This window comes from Phyllobacterium chamaecytisi (genome assembly GCF_020164455.1).
GTDB classification, from domain to species: Bacteria; Pseudomonadota; Alphaproteobacteria; order Rhizobiales; family Rhizobiaceae; genus Phyllobacterium; species Phyllobacterium chamaecytisi.
This window is the reverse complement of sequence record NZ_JAIQWW010000041.1, coordinates 1-15,948: the sequence shown is the minus strand read 5'-3', so window position 1 is coordinate 15,948 and position 15,948 is coordinate 1. Positions and strand designations below refer to the sequence as shown.

General features: G+C 52.9%; 17 protein-coding genes. 6 read left to right on the top strand and 11 right to left on the bottom strand.

The genetic code is table 11. From position 1 onward, the window contains the following. Positions 1-114: 114 nt before the first annotated feature. From LB462_RS30335 to LB462_RS30315, 5 genes are all read right to left on the bottom strand, one after another. Positions 115-336 (bottom strand): aa3-type cytochrome c oxidase subunit IV, encoded by a 222-nt coding sequence (locus LB462_RS30335; protein WP_114433066.1) that lies wholly within the window; start codon positions 334-336, stop codon positions 115-117. A 140-nt stretch (positions 337-476) separates the two neighbouring features. Beyond that, a complete protein-coding gene (locus LB462_RS30330) occupies positions 477-623 on the bottom strand; it encodes a DUF3096 domain-containing protein (RefSeq protein ID WP_112532332.1) in 147 nt (48 codons plus the stop codon). Positions 624-758: 135 nt separating this feature from the next. After that, entirely contained in the window at positions 759-3,062 is a 2,304-nt protein-coding gene (locus tag LB462_RS30325) for a putative bifunctional diguanylate cyclase/phosphodiesterase (RefSeq protein ID WP_224515727.1), read from the bottom strand. Positions 3,063-3,302: 240 nt separating this feature from the next. Beyond that, entirely contained in the window at positions 3,303-3,812 is a 510-nt protein-coding gene (locus LB462_RS30320; protein ID WP_224515726.1) for a hypothetical protein, read from the bottom strand. Further along, positions 3,805-4,371 (bottom strand): CGNR zinc finger domain-containing protein, encoded by a 567-nt coding sequence (locus tag LB462_RS30315; protein WP_255628272.1) that lies wholly within the window; start codon positions 4,369-4,371, stop codon positions 3,805-3,807. Before LB462_RS30315 ends, LB462_RS30320 begins: the two co-directional genes overlap by 8 nt. Before the next feature lie 106 nt (positions 4,372-4,477). On the opposite strand from LB462_RS30315, the gene LB462_RS30310 reads away from it, so the two are divergent. After that, a complete protein-coding gene (locus tag LB462_RS30310; protein ID WP_224515722.1) occupies positions 4,478-5,377 on the top strand; it encodes a branched-chain amino acid ABC transporter permease in 900 nt (299 codons plus the stop codon). On the opposite strand, the gene LB462_RS30305 is transcribed toward LB462_RS30310, so the two are convergent. Both LB462_RS30305 and LB462_RS30300 read right to left on the bottom strand, forming a co-directional pair. Beyond that, on the bottom strand, positions 5,374-6,123 hold the full coding sequence (locus LB462_RS30305) for an SDR family NAD(P)-dependent oxidoreductase (protein WP_112532323.1): 750 nt from the start codon (positions 6,121-6,123) through the stop codon (positions 5,374-5,376). The two genes, LB462_RS30310 and LB462_RS30305, sit on opposite strands and share 4 nt — an antisense overlap. A gap of 134 nt (positions 6,124-6,257) precedes the next feature. Continuing rightward, positions 6,258-7,364, bottom strand: a complete 1,107-nt coding sequence (locus tag LB462_RS30300; RefSeq protein WP_224515720.1) for a TRAP transporter substrate-binding protein — start codon at positions 7,362-7,364, stop codon at positions 6,258-6,260. A gap of 265 nt (positions 7,365-7,629) precedes the next feature. Between LB462_RS30300 and LB462_RS30295 the strand changes: the two genes are divergently transcribed. Further along, positions 7,630-8,400, top strand: coding sequence for a gamma-glutamyl-gamma-aminobutyrate hydrolase family protein (locus LB462_RS30295; RefSeq protein WP_224515735.1), 771 nt, complete (start codon positions 7,630-7,632; stop codon positions 8,398-8,400). Position 8,401: 1 nt separating this feature from the next. On the opposite strand, the gene LB462_RS30290 is transcribed toward LB462_RS30295, so the two are convergent. The 4 genes from LB462_RS30290 to LB462_RS30275 form a co-directional block, all read right to left on the bottom strand. Then, positions 8,402-8,851, bottom strand: a complete 450-nt coding sequence (locus tag LB462_RS30290) for a hypothetical protein (protein WP_224515718.1) — start codon at positions 8,849-8,851, stop codon at positions 8,402-8,404. A gap of 99 nt (positions 8,852-8,950) precedes the next feature. Continuing rightward, positions 8,951-9,970 carry a LacI family DNA-binding transcriptional regulator gene (locus LB462_RS30285; protein WP_224515717.1) on the bottom strand — a complete coding sequence of 340 codons (1,020 nt, stop codon included), beginning with the start codon at positions 9,968-9,970 and terminating at the stop codon, positions 8,951-8,953. A gap of 76 nt (positions 9,971-10,046) precedes the next feature. Continuing rightward, complete coding sequence (locus LB462_RS30280) at positions 10,047-10,952, bottom strand: DMT family transporter (RefSeq protein WP_224515715.1); 906 nt, start codon at positions 10,950-10,952, stop codon at positions 10,047-10,049. 93 nt (positions 10,953-11,045) lie between these two features. After that, entirely contained in the window at positions 11,046-11,537 is a 492-nt protein-coding gene (locus LB462_RS30275; protein ID WP_112532327.1) for a MarR family winged helix-turn-helix transcriptional regulator, read from the bottom strand. 318 nt (positions 11,538-11,855) lie between these two features. Here LB462_RS30275 and LB462_RS30270 point away from each other — a divergent pair, with 318 nt between their 5' ends. The 4 genes from LB462_RS30270 (at position 11,856) to LB462_RS30255 (ending at position 15,776) form a co-directional block, all read left to right on the top strand. Continuing rightward, positions 11,856-12,596 carry a creatininase family protein gene (locus LB462_RS30270; RefSeq protein WP_224515714.1) on the top strand — a complete coding sequence of 247 codons (741 nt, stop codon included), beginning with the start codon at positions 11,856-11,858 and terminating at the stop codon, positions 12,594-12,596. 134 nt (positions 12,597-12,730) lie between these two features. After that, positions 12,731-13,816 carry a CobW family GTP-binding protein gene (locus LB462_RS30265; RefSeq protein WP_370637354.1) on the top strand — a complete coding sequence of 362 codons (1,086 nt, stop codon included), beginning with the start codon at positions 12,731-12,733 and terminating at the stop codon, positions 13,814-13,816. A 210-nt stretch (positions 13,817-14,026) separates the two neighbouring features. Beyond that, positions 14,027-15,001, top strand: coding sequence for a WD40 repeat domain-containing protein (locus LB462_RS30260; protein ID WP_224515711.1), 975 nt, complete (start codon positions 14,027-14,029; stop codon positions 14,999-15,001). Between the two features lie 70 nt (positions 15,002-15,071). Next, complete coding sequence (locus LB462_RS30255) at positions 15,072-15,776, top strand: endonuclease III domain-containing protein (RefSeq protein WP_224515709.1); 705 nt, start codon at positions 15,072-15,074, stop codon at positions 15,774-15,776. Positions 15,777-15,948: the final 172 nt, after the last annotated feature.

Here is a 15,948-nt window from a genome sequence, read left to right as displayed (position 1 = left end):
GGCCCGAGACCAGCGCGGCTAGCGTCTTATGACAGTTGGAAACCTGATATGTGATCGTTCGAGTGAACGCCTTTCGGCAGGTTATCCGCCCGGTATGTTACAGAACAGCCTGCCTTAGAGAAAAAACCAAGCGGCAACGCAAACAATGATGAAAAGGAGTGTGGCAGAGAAGAAACCTCCGACGAAAAAACCGAATGCCATAGCAACCAGCAACGCTGCGCAGGATACAACGCCCCATTTCGAGAGCGAAAGGAACAGATTGTAGGTGCTTTCATGTTCCTTGTAATCCATGGGAGCGCCCAATTCTGCTGGCGCAGTATCGTGATGATCAGCCATCTTCAAACCTCTTATAGTCGATGTCGCATTGGCAATAGCGAAAACACCGCATCAGCGCAATGCGCAGATAGTCGCTTGCAGGGCACTCAATCGATATAAATCAAAGAAAGAGTTTATTCACTACCGTAGATAGAGCTGCCTTATGTGAGGAGATGCGGAAACAGTCCTGTCACGCCGATAATGATTAGATAAAGCGCAACGATATAATTAAGCAGCCGAGGGGCGATCAGAATAAGTATCCCTGCAATCAAGGCGACGAGTGGTGCAATAGCTATTTGAGCAATCATGCTGATTCTTCCTTATTTGCGTTTCATCGGCGGCAATGTTTCAAATGCAGTTTAGGTCAGCGCCGTCCCGATGTCAGCGCGAGAAGCACCTTATCCAATGGACATTGTTCGTTGTGAGAAACTCAAATACTGGGATCAGTGCAAGGACACAGCATATTCTGTCACTGCAACCAATTTCTGTTCCATTGGAGCATCAAGAAGCCTAGCAATATCCTGCGCAGGCATCGCAGCACCATACAAGAAACCCTGCACATATTCGGCGCCGATCCATTCACTGATCAACTCGGACTGTTCGTTGGTTTCAAGTCCCTCGATTGTCACCGACAATCCGAGTTCGTGCGACATCTGCACGATGCCACGAAGCAGTTTGAGGGACCTTCCCTCCGCGACAATATCGGCGATAAAAGAGCGGTCGATCTTGACCTTCGTGACCGGAAGATCCTTGAGATAGCTCAGGCTTGAATAGCCCGTACCGAAATCATCAATTGCGACCTGTACGCCAAAATCCTTGAGCTCCGAAAGAACGCTCCCGGTACTTTCTCGATCAGTTATGAGCGCACCTTCCGTTACTTCAACCTCCAGCAGATGCGGCTCAACGTCGTACCGCCTCAAAGCGGACCGGATAATATTCACCATGTCCATGTTCTGCAGATCATAGGACGACAAATTGACCGAGACGGCGATCCGAGACTCCCAGCCATTGCAATCCTTGATGGCGCGTTCGACGACGCACCGGGTGAGATCGGAAATGAGCCCCATTTCCTCCGCCATAGGAATGAACTCAGCCGGAGAAATCGGGCCAAACTCCGGGTGGTGCCATCGGGACAGGGCTTCGCAAGCAGTCATGCGCAGGGTCCGAACGTTCACTATGGGCTGATAGGCAACGGTCAACGCATTCTCGGCAATCGCCTTCCGCAAATCCGCTTTGAGCCGTTGTTTGCTGCGGAACGAATGGTCCATGGTTTCGACGAAGACAGCCCAATCCTTCTTGCTGTCCTTCTTCGCGACATCGAGCGCCAGATCAGCATTCATGTGCATCACAACGAGATCAAATTCGGCTGCGTCGGCAATCGCTACGCCAGCGTTCGCGCCAGTCAAAATGTCATGGCCGGAAACAAGGTATTGGCCAGAAACCATGCGCATGATGCGGTCCACGGATTCCAGGGCTGCGTTCCGCGTCGATGCGGAAAACAGCAGCACGAACTCGTCGCTTCCAAAGCGTGAGATCACGGGACCGTTGGCGTCGGCCAACGTCAAGCGATCGGCAAACGCGCGGAGTAGCTCATCGCCAATGCGATGGCCAAACGTATCGTTCGTTCGTTTCAACCCATCGATGTCGACGACCATGAGAGCGATTTGTGCGTCTTGCTCAGCCATCTCGATATATGAACTGGCGATTTCGGCAAACTGACTGCGATTCGGCAAGCCGGTAAGGCTATCGTAACGTGCCATCCGGCTAATTTGCGCTTCAGCTTCCGCACGGCGGGTAACATCCTGGAATATTAGAACTGTACCGCGCTCTGGATCTGGCGTCGCCGTAAACTCGAAGTGGCGTTTAGCCGGCGACACGAACACGTCCCGTTGCTTTGCCCCCGCCAAAAGATCCCGCATCTTCGTACGCAGGGCTTCCAGTGCCTCACTGGAAAAGTAGGTCCGCAGTTGAGCCAGCCGCAACAGCGTCTCCAATGATCTGCCTCGGAGCTGTTCAGGATTATCGAACCCCATCATTTTCGCCGCCTTCATGTTGGCAACAGTAATGGTCTGGTTTCGATCGAACATCAGCAGGCCTTGCGGCATGCCGTTAAGTGCCGCGTCGAAGTTGTTGACGACGATACCAAGTTGCTTTTTGCCCAGCAGTGCATCGAAAAGCGACTGGCGCAAATTTGCGGCAATGCCGATATTGCTCCATAAGAAAGGGAGAATAAGCAAAGCGAGCAGCCAATTATAAAAACCGCCGAGAAGGATGAACGTCACGAACAACGGCGCGAGCAGAGCGACCGACATTCCGATCACAACTGTACGTGAAACGAAGTTCCGCGTAACGAGTGCAACCGTCGAAGCAACAACGATAATGATACTGGTGATGGCTGCCGATGGGTCAGCCAAGATATAGATACTGACAAAACACAGAAATCCGAGAAGGATACAAGTGCCCAGCGCACCGGATAAATAACGCCATTCCCATTTCTTCAAGGTAGCCGCCGTTGCTTCGGTCAGATTAGCCTGTTCGAAAGCATTTGCATTTGCCATCCTGCCAATAACAGTGACGAAGAACGCGACAGCGAAGACAATATAGATCGGATTCTGGGTCTTGATATAGATCATCAAGGTGGCGGTAATCTGTACGATGGAGGTCCACCAGATTGCCTTCTTGTTCGCATAAAGTGTGCGAAGAAAAATGGTTTCAAGTGACATGCTCTCGCTGAGGTCAGTTCTCATCAAATGCCCGCGCACAACTGTACCCGCCACGGATACGTTACCGATTACTTACATAGAAACGCCAACGACAATGAAAAAAGAGATTGGACAACGAGTTAGAGTATTTATTCTTACCGCATGTCAAATCTAAATTTCATAATTAGGAAAATAGAATTACCAATTCCTGAAAAGAACCAGAATACGATGACCTTCTGTATTTCAACGGACGGCCGACATCAGTTGAATTAAGTCGCAAACGACCTAAGCAGGGCAAGCCGCAGAAGGGTTTCCTGCAGAGTCTTTGTCGGGATTGGGATCATAGAAAGGACCGACAACCAGTGGCTTATCCGGCATGACAGACTGATCCGTGTCTGAAATCATCTTCCGCTCAATTGTTTGCAATAATTTACCATTGGCGTCTTCAAGGCGCATGCTGACTTTATATTCCCGGTTTGCCTTCACGCATTTAACTGGCGGACTTTCAATTGTGATTTTTTCCATCGTCGGCCATATCTTCTGCCGAACAATCATCGGATCGCCCCCCGCTGGATTTTCAAAAGTCGTCTCCAGCATTGAGCCATCGGGCAACGGGCGCAGCTTTGCCAACGTCAGCAGATAGGTTGCCTCTGCTATACGGTAGTTGAAGACAAAAATCTTCCCGGAGACATTCACGTAGTCGCCTTCGCCTGCGTCGCGGCAAGCGCCCAGACAGAGAAGTCCGACGAGAAGCAGCGACACTCCCGGACGCACGAATCTTGCTTTGTCAAACATGATTGTTTCCAGCCTGCTTTACATTGCGATTATAGTGCCGCCGGGCTTTCGCCCGATTGCCGCAGACATTCATATCGCACCACCGGCGGCTTCGATTACGGCTCTCATCGAAATAAAGCCAATAGCAATTCGGACACGTCTTGATCCGTTCCAGTCGTGCGGGATCGAGTAGACGCATAGCCGAAAGAAAGGCTGCTGCGCCCAGAGATAGCTCGCGCTTCTTTTCCGACAGATTTGGTAGCCTGAGGTCTCGCCCTTCCGGCTCATTGCATACAAGATCGGAGCCGAGACGCAGGAATGTGGATAAGTCTTCGGCCTTCAGGCTATCTTCGCGAACGGCGCTTCGAAACAAGCTGTTGATTACCTCACGAATGCCGATGAGCGCTTCGATTCCCTTTTGTGACAATGGAGGGTGGAACTGCACTTTTCCCCATTCGCCAATCCGGAAAATTGCAGCAGCTTCCGCAAAGCGCGGCAATTCAACCGGATCATCAAAACGATCTAGCGAGCGCTCCGGGTCTCCGCGAAAAATCACCGTGTTCGCCAAGTCCAGGGCCAACACACCTCCACTGAATCGATGAGCATTCCAATCAAACGTCATGGCGAAATTCTAACTGGTAAAATCCATTTTGCAAGTTAGAATGGACGTGAGTAGAGAGCGGCAGATGGCGTATTTTCTTCAACTTCTTTTAAATGGCATTCACAACGCCGCGCTTTATTCATTGCTCGCCTATGGTTATGTGCTCATCCACGGGCTGACGCATCGCACTGACCTGTCGCTTGGTGCTATTTTCGCCTTTTCCGGTCAGACCTTTATTCTGGCGACAGCATTCGGATGGTCTGTTCTGTGGATGACGTTGCCAGCCGCGCTTTCACTCGGAACCTTCATTGCTATCGTTTATGTCGGCATAGGCGGTTACATCATAGCAAGATTCATCTACGCCCCGCTCGATGCAGGGAACCGCAATACAGTGCTGGTGGCGACGCTTGGTCTAAGTATTTTTCTAATGGAACTGTCGCGCATTGCAGCGAACACGAGGGACTATTGGCTACCGCCATTGCTTGCAGACCCTGTTCGATTGCTCGGACCGGCGATTGGCATCAGTTTGACCCAGTTGCAGATCGTAAACATCGTGATCGCCTTCTCCATTATCGCCGTTGGCGAGATGATCATGTTGCGCACGTCCGCAGGGAGAATCTGGCGCGCTGTCAGCGATGAACCAGCAGCGTCGGCGCTCTGCGGCATCGATCCATCAAGAGTGAGGACACAGGCTATCCTGGCGGCCTATGGTGTGTGTGCGCTCGCTGGATTTCTTGCAGCGCTTTACTACGGCAATGTCAGTTTCAACACCGGTATGATCTTCGGCTTGAAAATCCTCTTTATTACGGCCGCCGGAGGATTTTCACGGCCCCTGTACGCGGCATTCGGTGCAGCGGTCATCGGCATCATAGAATCTTTATGGGGTGGATACTTTTCTGTCTTGTGGCGGGATGCGGCCGTATTTTCCCTGCTCGTTTTTGTCCTCGCCACACGCACTAACGTTCAAGAATCCGAGCGCATTTAGCCTTGCAGGCTGTGGCCACCGTCGATCGTAATAACCGTCCCCGTAATATAGCTGCTGGCGTCCGAAGCCAGCATCAACACTGCCCCATCAATATCTTCCGCCTCACCTAACCGGCGCATGGGATTCTTGCCCTTGAGAAAGCCTTTGGCCGGCCCATCCATGATTGTCTCATTGAGACGGGTCGGAAACCAGCCAGGTGCAATAGCGTTGACCCGGATGCCGTGCGGCGCCCATTCGAGCGCCAGCGACTTGGTCATCTGGGCTACTGCCGCCTTCGACATGGCGTATGCACCTGAACCTTTGAGGGGCGCATCAGCCAGAATGCTTGAGAGATTGATAATGGAGCCGCCAACACCCTTGGCTATCATTCGTTTGGCAGCCTCCTGAGCGATAAAAAATGCACCCTCGACGTTTACTTCGAAGATGTGCCGCAGTTGTTCGCGGGTCGTGGTGAGAGCCCGTTCGATCGTCGCCACACCAGCATTGTTGAACACGACCGTCACGGTTCCAAGGTTTTGCTCCGCCTCGTCAAAAGCGCGCCCGATATCAGCCGCGACCGTGACATCGGCAATGATGTTAAGAATGTTGGATCGATGCGCATTGTCGGGAGCGGGCGTTCGCGAGATCGAAACGACGTTCGCACCATGAGCAGCAAGTACCTGCACCATTCTCAGACCCAGGCCAGAAGAGCCCCCGGTAACCGCAATATTCTTGCCCGCAACAGAAATAGAAGGACTATCCGTCATTGAAAATACCAGTGAACATCGTGCCGAATTGTTGCGTCACTGTTAGACTGCTCCTTGAGAGCTGGCAACAGGCGGCATAAAGAACCCCGGCCTTATGCGGGTCGGGGTCCTCGTTTTCCTTGGGCGACAATGAATCACAGCTTTCCGTTACGTTGCTGCACCATCATGAACGTATCAAAAGTGTATTCCGCAACCTGTGCATACAGGAAATGTTCATTGCGGAATGCCTTGATCGAACTCCAGATTTTCTTGAACGGCTCATTGCTGTCTTCGAGTTGTGCATAGACCCCGTTGGCTGCTTCGAAACAAGCGGTCAGGATCTCGGGGCTAAAGGGCCGCAGTTGCGCACCACCAGCCACGAGACGCTTGATCGCTGCAGGATTTACGTAGTCATACTTCTGCAGCATGTTGGCATCGGTGGCCTGAGCTGCCGTACGGAACAGCGATTGATAAGCTGGAGGAAGGGAATCCCACTTTTGCTTGTTGACCATGAAACTGACGGTCGGGCCGCCTTCCCACCAGCCTGGGTAATAGTAATAAGGCGCTACCTTCTGAAAGCCGAGCTTCTCATCATCATAGGGTCCAACCCATTCAGCGGCATCGATCGTGCCTTTCTCAAGAGCCGGATAGATATCACCGCCCGCAATCTGCTGCGGCACAACGCCAAGTGTCTCCAAAACTTTGCCGGCAAAGCCGCCAACACGCATCTTGAGGCCCTTGAGATCTTCGACAGTCTTGATCTCCTTGCGGAACCAGCCACCCATCTGTACGCCGGTGTTGCCGCCTGGATAGGCTTGCAGACCCTGTTTGTTGAAGAATTCGTTCATTAGATCGATGCCGCCGCCATGATATTGCCAGGCGTTCATGCCGCGGGCATTGAGCGCAAAGGGCACCGCGGCACCCAAGGCCCAAGTGGGATCCTTGCCCCAGTAATAATACGCGACGGTGTGGCAAAGCTCGACCGTACCGGCCGCTGCCGCGTCAGCGGCTTGAAGGCCAGGAACGATTTCACCAGCGGCGAAAGGCTGAATCGTGAAGTTACCGTCAGTCGCTTCCCTCAGGTACTTCGACAAGACTTCGGCGCCGCCGTAAATCGTATCCAATGATTTCGGGAATGACGATGCGCAACGCCAGGTAACCTTCGGCGTTGACTGTGCAATCGCAGGCGCCGCAAGCGTGGTGGCTGCTGCAGCTCCTACCCCGGCAAATCCTGCCTTCGTGATGAACGAACGACGATCCATACATTCTCCTCCAGACTATTGATCTTCAATTCTATCGGCCCAGATCACCAGACGATCCCGTCTGGTCCTCCCGATCTCGTGATCACCATACACACTCGTCAATTCAAGTCCAGCAGATGAACCTCCATGCAGAACGACACACTGAAATGGCTGAACGCAAGCGTCGAATGTGTCATCGCGCAATATTTTTCACCGCTCGCGTCGCCATTGGAAATGGCGGCGACTTACACTACATTCAGTCAAGGCCTTTTACGGAGTTAACATGATGCGGCAACCTCTCGTCGCCATAACGTCAGATGTACGTACGTTCGAAAATTACACGTGGCACGCAGCCCCGGATCAATATCTTATGGCGGCATACGAAGCGGCTGGCGTTATTCCGTTGATCGTGCCGTCATTTGGCGAGGGCCTCGATATTGATGCGGTTCTTGACGGAGTCGATGGCGTTCTCATCACCGGATCGAAATCGAATGTTCATCCGGCTCTCTACGGCGTCGCGCCCAGTGAAGCACACGAACCTTACGACCCGGCGCGTGACGCTACGTCGCTTCCGCTAATTCGCAGAGCCATCGAGCGCGGCATACCGTTATTGGCCATATGCCGCGGCATTCAGGAGCTGAACGTAGCCCTTGGCGGTACACTTGCTACCGAGATACAAGAGCTCGACGGGCGTATGGATCACCGCGCGCCACAATCCGATCAACAGACCGAACGCTTCGCCATCCGTCATCCGGTGCACATCAAGCCGGGATCCTGTCTGGCGAATGTCATGCAAAGCGACGCTATCCAGGTAAACTCCGTACACCGGCAAGCCATTGACCAGCCCGCTCCACAGCTTGACATTGAAGCGGTTGCTGATGACGGCACGATTGAAGCCGTTTCAGTCAAGACTGCCCGGGCCTTCGCTGTTGGCGTTCAATGGCACCCGGAATATTGGGTAAAAAGTGATAGTCCCTCACGCAAGATATTTGCAGCATTTGGCGACGCCGCGCGCGCTCACAAGGCAAGCCGAGAGCGAATGCAAGCGGCGGAGTAATTTAGAACGCGTTAACGCCTTCGGTAGACATCGATAGAATTACAGAACGCGGCTCGACACTGATGTAGGCGAGACCGTCGCTCGGGCTGAATTCTACGATCGTACGACCAAGGTTATCAGCAAGATCAATCGTTCCATCTTCGTTATTGTGCCAAGTCCTGGCGTTTGCCAAAGGCTGATAGAGATTTCTGCAGCTGCTGTCGATCGTGAGCGCATTGTGACCGGGTGTGCCATTTTCGACAGGAAACGCCTTGCAGCTCGCCCCTCCGCCTGGGCTACTGATGACAAATCTTGGCACATCATGGCTACCCGTATCCGCTGGTACAGACGCAGTCGTCTGGGTGTCGACGTCAGCATCTTCGCCAGAGGTAAAAGTCGCGAAATCGAGGAACATGGCGACCACTGCCGTTGCAGTGATAAAGCCAAGACAAGTCGTTTTACCCAGCAACATACTATACTCCACGGGAAACAAACGCTCTGTGAAGCCTAGTCGCGTAGAATTAATGAAGCGTGAAACAGCAGCCGCATAGCGTTATCTGGTGCGCTGCAACTATCTCTCTTTTGGCTTTGAGGTCGACTGACGGATTCGCAATTCCGGCTTGATCAATTCCTGCCGCGCGTGCGTGTCGGCACCGTTAAGCTGATCGAGCAGAGCCCTCGCTGCTCGCTGTCCCACTTCGCGCTGGCCGTTCCACACAGTTGTCAAAGCCGGCGTAGCGATTGCCGCCTCTTCAAGATCGTCATACCCCGTGACGGAAATATCAACGCCTGCAACCAATCCGGCCCGAGCAATGCCATTCATCATGCCGATCGCCGAAAGATCATTCCAGCAGACCGCAGCAGTCGGATGATCTTTCAAGGCAAGAAACTGAGGTGCAGCGTCAAAACCGGCCTGTTTGGTTCGCGGGCCAGGTATGCGCCACTCCGGTTTCGCCTCAAGGCCCGCTTTTTGCATTGCATGAAGATAGCCTTCGTAACGATCGCGGCCTGTGGATGTCTGATCGGTGCCGCCTACCATGGCGATGCGTGTATGTCCTAAAGAAATCAGGTGGTTTGTGGCAAGGCCAATGCCATAAGCATCATCCCCGCGGAACACCGGTACATTGGCATCCTTGACGGTTCGGGCAATCAACACAACCGGCAATCCATTTTCCTCCGCCATGCGAATATCTTCCGCCGGGGTACCGATAGCCGGGGACATAATTACACCATCTCCCCCGAGTTGCAGCACGGTATCTATGAATGTCCGTTGCTTATCCAACTGATCATAGTGATTGGATAAAATGAATGTCTGGCCGGAACGATCTAGTTCGCCCTCGATTGCACGCAATATTTCTGCAAAGAACGGGTTCATAATGTCGTGAACCACGACACCCACAATGCCCGATCGCGAAGTGCGAAGGCTGGCTGCGCGCCGGTTATAGATGTACCCAATGGCGCGCGCGTGTTCTTTTATCTTCTCACGCGTTTGATCGGCCACGAGCGGACTATCTCGCAAAGCCAGCGATACGGTTGCTGTAGACACTTTCAGCGCGTCGGCAATAGTCGATAGCTTAATTTTCTGCGCCAAAAAAACCGCCTCCCCACAGTATCATCAAATAAGCCACGTTATGGTACTCGGCGTTATGCCATTGCAATCAAATAAATCAAAGTCCTTTCAAGCCCGCCGCCCGCGACCGTCGTTCGCGGTGCACGACGTAAAGACCACTGCCAATGATAATAACCGCACCAAAGAGCGTATATGCATCAGGAAATTGGTTGAAAAACAGATATCCGAACGCCAGCATCCAGATGATTTGCAGGAATGGATAGGGTGCTAGCGCAGCCGTCGTCGCTCTTCTGTAAGCCAGGATGATCAGATAATGGCCAAGACCGCCAAAAAAACCGAGTATCAGCAGTAGAACCATCTGAAACGGTGTATCCGGAATGACTGCCTGCATCACCGCAGGTGACATCAATATAGCCGGTGCAAGGGCAGAAAAGAAAATCAGACTTTCTGGAGATTCCGTTACCGCCATACGCCGCGTCAAAAGCACGTATAGCGAATAGCTTAGCATCGCAGCGATCGAATAAGGCAATCCGGGATTGAGCGCGCCAAATCCCGGGCGGGCAATGATCAGCACTCCTGTGAATGCGACGATAATGGCTGCCCACCGCCTCCATCCTGCCCATTCGCCGAGCAGGGGACCTGCCAAAGCTGCGATTACCATCGGCGCTGCAAAAGTTATGGTGATCGTCTCGCCGAGTTGCATCGTCTGTAACGCATAAAAGTTGAAATATGTTGAGCCAAACAAACAAAGCCCACGCAGGAATTGAAGGGGGATATTGCGAACCTTGAAGAGCCGCGGATTTGACCACGCGCGAAAGAAGATCAGCGCCAGGATCGCGTGTTCCACAAACCGCATCCAGGAAATGAACGCCGTGGGAATACCAGACAGAACCAGATATTTAGCACTGGAATCGAGACATGAGAACAGAAAGCCGGCCGCAAAAATATAGAAAATGGCGCCGGCCGGCGCGACTTCCTGCGAGGAAGGGAGAGGTGGTGACAACAGGTTTTACCAATCAGGCGGGAAGGAACTGCCCACATGATAACAAGTTCAGGCGTTTTGTAACCGCCAATTGAAAAAACTTTTACCTACCGTCTATTCGTCGTCGGCATCATCATCGTCATGATCGTCATCGGGGGCGGTTTGGCGTAAAAGTTCCGCTGCTGATAGATTGATCTCAAGCCGCGAAAGCATTTTTACAAATGCCTTGCGCTCTTTCTTGTCGAACCCCTTCATCGCATCCTTTTCCGTCTTGCGAATGGACTTCTCGATTGATTTGATTGCCTCGTTGCCGGTGTCTGTCAGAAAAATATGGGCTTGGCGCTGGTCTGTCGTAGACCCTTCTTTCTTGACGAAACCTTGTGTTTGCAGGCGGGAGATCGTCTTGGTGATTGTGGGCGGGCGCACACCAAGGCGTTTGGCAAGAACGCTCGGCGATAGACCATCTTCATGCGCAAGTTGCAGCATCACCGCATCCTGCCCTGCATAGAAGCCATGGCCAAGCAATCGGGTGGCCAGCGCCGTCCGCGTCAATCTTGCGGTCGATTGCAGACGATGAAGAATGAGGGGTTTACGATCCTTGACCATTCAAACTCCTGCTTGCACATCACGTATTGACCGGTTGATGATAAGGCGGCTAGTTCTTGTTGTGGGGGTAGTTAACAGACGAACATTATGCGCTGACACAGCCATTACAATAGCAAATCCGAAACCGAATGAGCAAATCGACCTGAATCGACCATTCGTTGCACAGCAAACCCGCGTTACAATTCTTATATGACAATCTGATGAAATTTGCCGACGAATTTGTGCGTGGTGCCAAATAAGCCTGTAAAACTGCAATCGAACAAGACTATTCTCCCACCGGTCACACCGACCGGATCAAACAGGACGAATGAGCCGGAAATGCCCAAGCAAGCGACGATTGCCCTCCTTCCTCTCGGTGCGCATGAGCAGCATGGCCCGCATCTGCCCTATGAAACCGATACGCTTATCGTTGCAGGCCTGATCGATCGGCTTAAGGATGCCCTCCCACAGGCGTTATCGGTCGATTTTCTGCCTGTCGAACGGGTTGGCTACTCCATCGAACACATGGGTATTGCCGGCACCCGGACATTGACCTTTGACGAGGCGGTAAATCGCTGGATCAGCATCGGCGAAAGTGTAGCGCGGCGGGGCATATCGAAGCTGGTCCTTCTGAATGCCCATGGCGGCAACGCCCCGCTCATGACAATCGTCGCTACGGAATTGCGGGTTCGTTTCAGTATGCTTGCTGTGGCAACAAGCTGGACCCGATTTGGTTTGCCGGATGGCCTGATGTCACCCGAAGACAAGGCACTCGATATCCATGGTGGATTTATCGAGACTTCGGTGATGCTCGCCTTGCATCCAGAGCTTGTGGATATGACCAAAGCAAGAAACTTCGGTTCCAATCAACGCCGCTACGCCGAAACCTACAAACACCTGCGTGCTTATGGCCCACATGCTTTCGGCTGGAAAATGACGGATCTGAACAAGGAGGGCGTAGTGGGCAACGCAGCTCTCGCTACGGCAGAAGCTGGCGAAGAAATTATCGCTCACAGTGTGAAAGGTCTTGTGGAACTGCTCGAAGACGTCGGCAGGTTCGATTGCTCTGTCCTCAGCTGATACACCTCAACCGGATTGATGCACTCATTCACGCATTTGAACGCTATAGGTGTGGCAAAAACTGATCTGATCACCTATATCGTGGGTCTATCCATTCAAAGAGGCACACGATGAGTGAAGCTCAGACGAAGTCTATGGCAGCGGAAGCAGCACGTCCCGCCCAGATCCCGGTGACAGTCCTGACTGGTTATCTTGGCTCAGGAAAAACAACACTTCTCAACCGCATCCTGAGTGAAGATCACGGCAAACGGTATGCTGTCATCGTCAATGAATTTGGCGAGATCGGTATCGACAACGATCTGATCGTCGAATCGGACGAAGAGATTTATGAAATGAACAACGGCTGCATATGCTGCACGGTACGCGGCGACTTGATCCGCGTGGTGGAGGGCCTGATGCGTCGTCCCGGGCGGTTCGATGCCATTATCGTCGAGACGACTGGCCTTGCCGATCCCGTGCCCGTTGCCCAGACTTTCTTCATGGACGACGATGTCCGCAGCAAAACGATACTTGATGCGGTGGTTGCATTGGTCGATGCCAAGCATCTGCCATTGCGTCTGAAAGACAGCCGCGAGGCCGAGGACCAGATCGCCTTTGCCGATGTTGTACTTCTGAATAAAACCGACCTTGTAACTCCAGAAGAGCTTGCCGCGGTCGAGGCGACTGTCCGCGCCATAAATCCACATGCGGTCATTCACCGGACCGAGCGGGCCGACATTGATTTGTCTCGTGTTCTCGATCGCGGCGCTTTCGATCTGGCTCGGGCCCTGGAAAGCGATCCGCATTTCCTCGATCACGATCATCCAGATCATGAGTGCGGCCCCGATTGCGATCACGATCACGAACACCATCACCACCACGATCATGGGCACGACCACCATGGGCACGACCATCATCACCACGATCATGCATCCCCTATACATGACGTAACCGTTCAGTCGGTCTCGCTTCGGACAGGTGAGCTCAACGCAGATAAATTCTTCCCATGGATTCAAAGGATCACGCAGGAGCAGGGGCCGAATATTCTTCGGCTGAAGGGCATTCTGGCGTTCAAGAATGATCATGAACGCTATGTTATCCAGGGTGTGCACATGATCATCGAAGGTGACCATCAGCGTGCCTGGAAGGACGGCGAAAAACATGAGAGCCGTCTCGTATTTATCGGCCGGGAACTCGACCCTGATGCATTGAAAGCCGGCCTCGAAAGCTGCCTTGCCTAGGAGCAAAGGCGAAGGAAATGTTTATCCATTTTCAAATCCTTTGCGACGATGTTGCCGGAAAGATGGACCATATCCTCCGGACGCCGAAACGGCTGCAAGCTGCAGTGTCGAACCGTTCGGCCGGGGGAAAGACCCCGCCCTTCACGCTTCTCCTCGCATCTTCTTGCCGTTTCAGGCGCCATTTCAATCCTACTCATGAGTTTACGACCTATGCCGACCATTGCCCCGCTTGATCTTGCCGGCCATTGCATTGACGCGCGCTTCATCAAGGATGTCCCTTTCTTTGCGTTGGCCGATGGCACCATACATCGCCTCGACAATGGTCATAAGGTCACGGAAGCCCATGACGGGTTGCTTTGTGCAGTGCCTTCGTTTGACGGCAAGTCCCTCCTGACCGGCGGCGAGGATGGCCGAATCTGTGCGACTGGTTTGAACGGACAAGCGGAAGAGTTAAGCGTCATCCCGCGCAAATGGATGACAGCCTTGGCTGCAGCCCCAAATGGTGCGATTGCCTTTGCGTCGGGGCGGTCGGCGTGGGTAAGGTCGGCCGATGGCACCGTTCGTGAAATTCTGCACGAGCGCAGCGTCGAAGGTATAGCCTTTGCCCCCAAAGGGTTTCGGTTGGCTGTCGCCCGTTACAATGGCGTGACCCTGCATTGGCCCGCAACGAACGGCGCGCCGACCGAGCTTGAATGGAAAGGCGCACACGTCTCCGTCATTTTCTCACCAGACAATCGTTTTCTCGTTACCTCGATGCAAGAGAACGCCCTGCACGGCTGGCGTCTTGAGGACAATCGCCATATGCGCATGACCGGGTATCCCAACAAGGTGAAGAGCTGGTCCTGGAGCGCTAAAGGCAAATGGCTCGCCACATCAGGTGCACCCGCCGCTATCATTTGGCCCTTTTCCGGAAAAGATGGCCCAATGGGCAAGGCACCTCTTGAGCTTGGAACACGCGGCGATAGCCTGGTCACCGCTGTTGCCTGCCATCCGGTCGAAGAAATTGTGGCGATCGGCTACTCGGATGGGATGATTCTGGTCGGCCGTTTCGGCGATCAGAAAGAGGTTCTCCTTCGCCGTGGTGGTAAGAGTGCGATGTCCTCGATGAACTGGGACAGAAGCGGACATAGATTAGTGTTCGGTACAGAAGCTGGTGATTGCGGCGTAATCGACATTACCGCATGAGCAATAGGACTAAAGACCGCCTACACATCCTGACTATGGATTTGTTCTCCTTTTGTTCTATAATTAAGATATGCAATATGTTCTGGATTTTGGAATTCCGAGCCCGCTCGTTATTGTCCATGATCGCTTGACGGCACATTATGGACGGGATTGGCCTGTTTCAGTTCGCTCAGATCCGATAGATCACCTTGTTTTTGCTATGACGAGCAGCCGGACCCTCGGCAAGGTGTCCGTGGATGCATTCTGCAAGCTTCGGGCAGCATTTCAACCGTGGGATTTGATGATTAAGGCTCCCTATGAGGAGGTCCATACCTGTATTCAAAACATCACTTATGCCGATACTTATGCCAATTTCATTCCAGCGGCTCTTCGCCTGATTAAAGAGAAAGAAGGCAGGCTGAGCCTCGATTTCCTAGAGGAATGGACTGTTCCAAAAGCTCAAGCATGGCTTGAGATGCTCCCGGGCGTCGGACCCAAAATCAGCGCTTATGTTTTAAATACCAGCAGATTGCATATGCCCGCTCTCATTGTCGATACGCATCACTGGCGCGTCGCGAGGCATCTTGGCCTTATCACCCGTGAGACGCCGTTTGAAAAAGCCGCTTCCTGCTTCGAAAGGCAAATTCCGAACACATGGACAGCCAAAGATCGAGAAGACCATCATTTTATGATCAAGCAAATCGGTTTGGACTTCTGCAAGGACGGCCATTTGAGATGCCCGTCCTGTCCGTTGCGCAACGATTGCGCCTATGGAAAGACGACGATTGCCAACTGATTGACGGGCGAAGCCGGACGTCCTCACCCTTCAGGTTCTGAGCCTGGCGAGTGAGCTTGCGAACGACGAGCTACCTTGTCCGGCTTGGCGAAGCCGAGATGCCGGACAAACGTCTGAGGGATGGATTTTAGGGTTGGTTTGATTTTGGTTGCGGGGACAGGATTAGCCCGTT

What these genes read in the sequence shown, in the direction of transcription:
- LB462_RS30335 (WP_114433066.1), bottom strand. Translation starts at nt 336, where the DNA reads ATGGCTGATCATCACGATACTGCGCCAGCAGAATTGGGCGCTCCCATG.
- LB462_RS30330 (WP_112532332.1), bottom strand. Translation starts at nt 623, where the DNA reads ATGATTGCTCAAATAGCTATTGCACCACTCGTCGCCTTGATTGCAGGG.
- LB462_RS30325 (WP_224515727.1), bottom strand. Translation starts at nt 3,062, where the DNA reads ATGAGAACTGACCTCAGCGAGAGCATGTCACTTGAAACCATTTTTCTT.
- LB462_RS30320 (WP_224515726.1), bottom strand. Translation starts at nt 3,812, where the DNA reads ATGTTTGACAAAGCAAGATTCGTGCGTCCGGGAGTGTCGCTGCTTCTC.
- LB462_RS30310 (WP_224515722.1), top strand. Translation starts at nt 4,478, where the DNA reads ATGGCGTATTTTCTTCAACTTCTTTTAAATGGCATTCACAACGCCGCG.
- LB462_RS30305 (WP_112532323.1), bottom strand. Translation starts at nt 6,123, where the DNA reads ATGACGGATAGTCCTTCTATTTCTGTTGCGGGCAAGAATATTGCGGTT.
- LB462_RS30300 (WP_224515720.1), bottom strand. Translation starts at nt 7,364, where the DNA reads ATGGATCGTCGTTCGTTCATCACGAAGGCAGGATTTGCCGGGGTAGGA.
- LB462_RS30295 (WP_224515735.1), top strand. Translation starts at nt 7,630, where the DNA reads ATGCGGCAACCTCTCGTCGCCATAACGTCAGATGTACGTACGTTCGAA.
- LB462_RS30290 (WP_224515718.1), bottom strand. Translation starts at nt 8,851, where the DNA reads ATGTTGCTGGGTAAAACGACTTGTCTTGGCTTTATCACTGCAACGGCA.
- LB462_RS30275 (WP_112532327.1), bottom strand. Translation starts at nt 11,537, where the DNA reads ATGGTCAAGGATCGTAAACCCCTCATTCTTCATCGTCTGCAATCGACC.
- LB462_RS30270 (WP_224515714.1), top strand. Translation starts at nt 11,856, where the DNA reads ATGCCCAAGCAAGCGACGATTGCCCTCCTTCCTCTCGGTGCGCATGAG.
- LB462_RS30265 (WP_370637354.1), top strand. Translation starts at nt 12,731, where the DNA reads ATGGCAGCGGAAGCAGCACGTCCCGCCCAGATCCCGGTGACAGTCCTG.
- LB462_RS30260 (WP_224515711.1), top strand. Translation starts at nt 14,027, where the DNA reads ATGCCGACCATTGCCCCGCTTGATCTTGCCGGCCATTGCATTGACGCG.
- LB462_RS30255 (WP_224515709.1), top strand. Translation starts at nt 15,072, where the DNA reads ATGCAATATGTTCTGGATTTTGGAATTCCGAGCCCGCTCGTTATTGTC.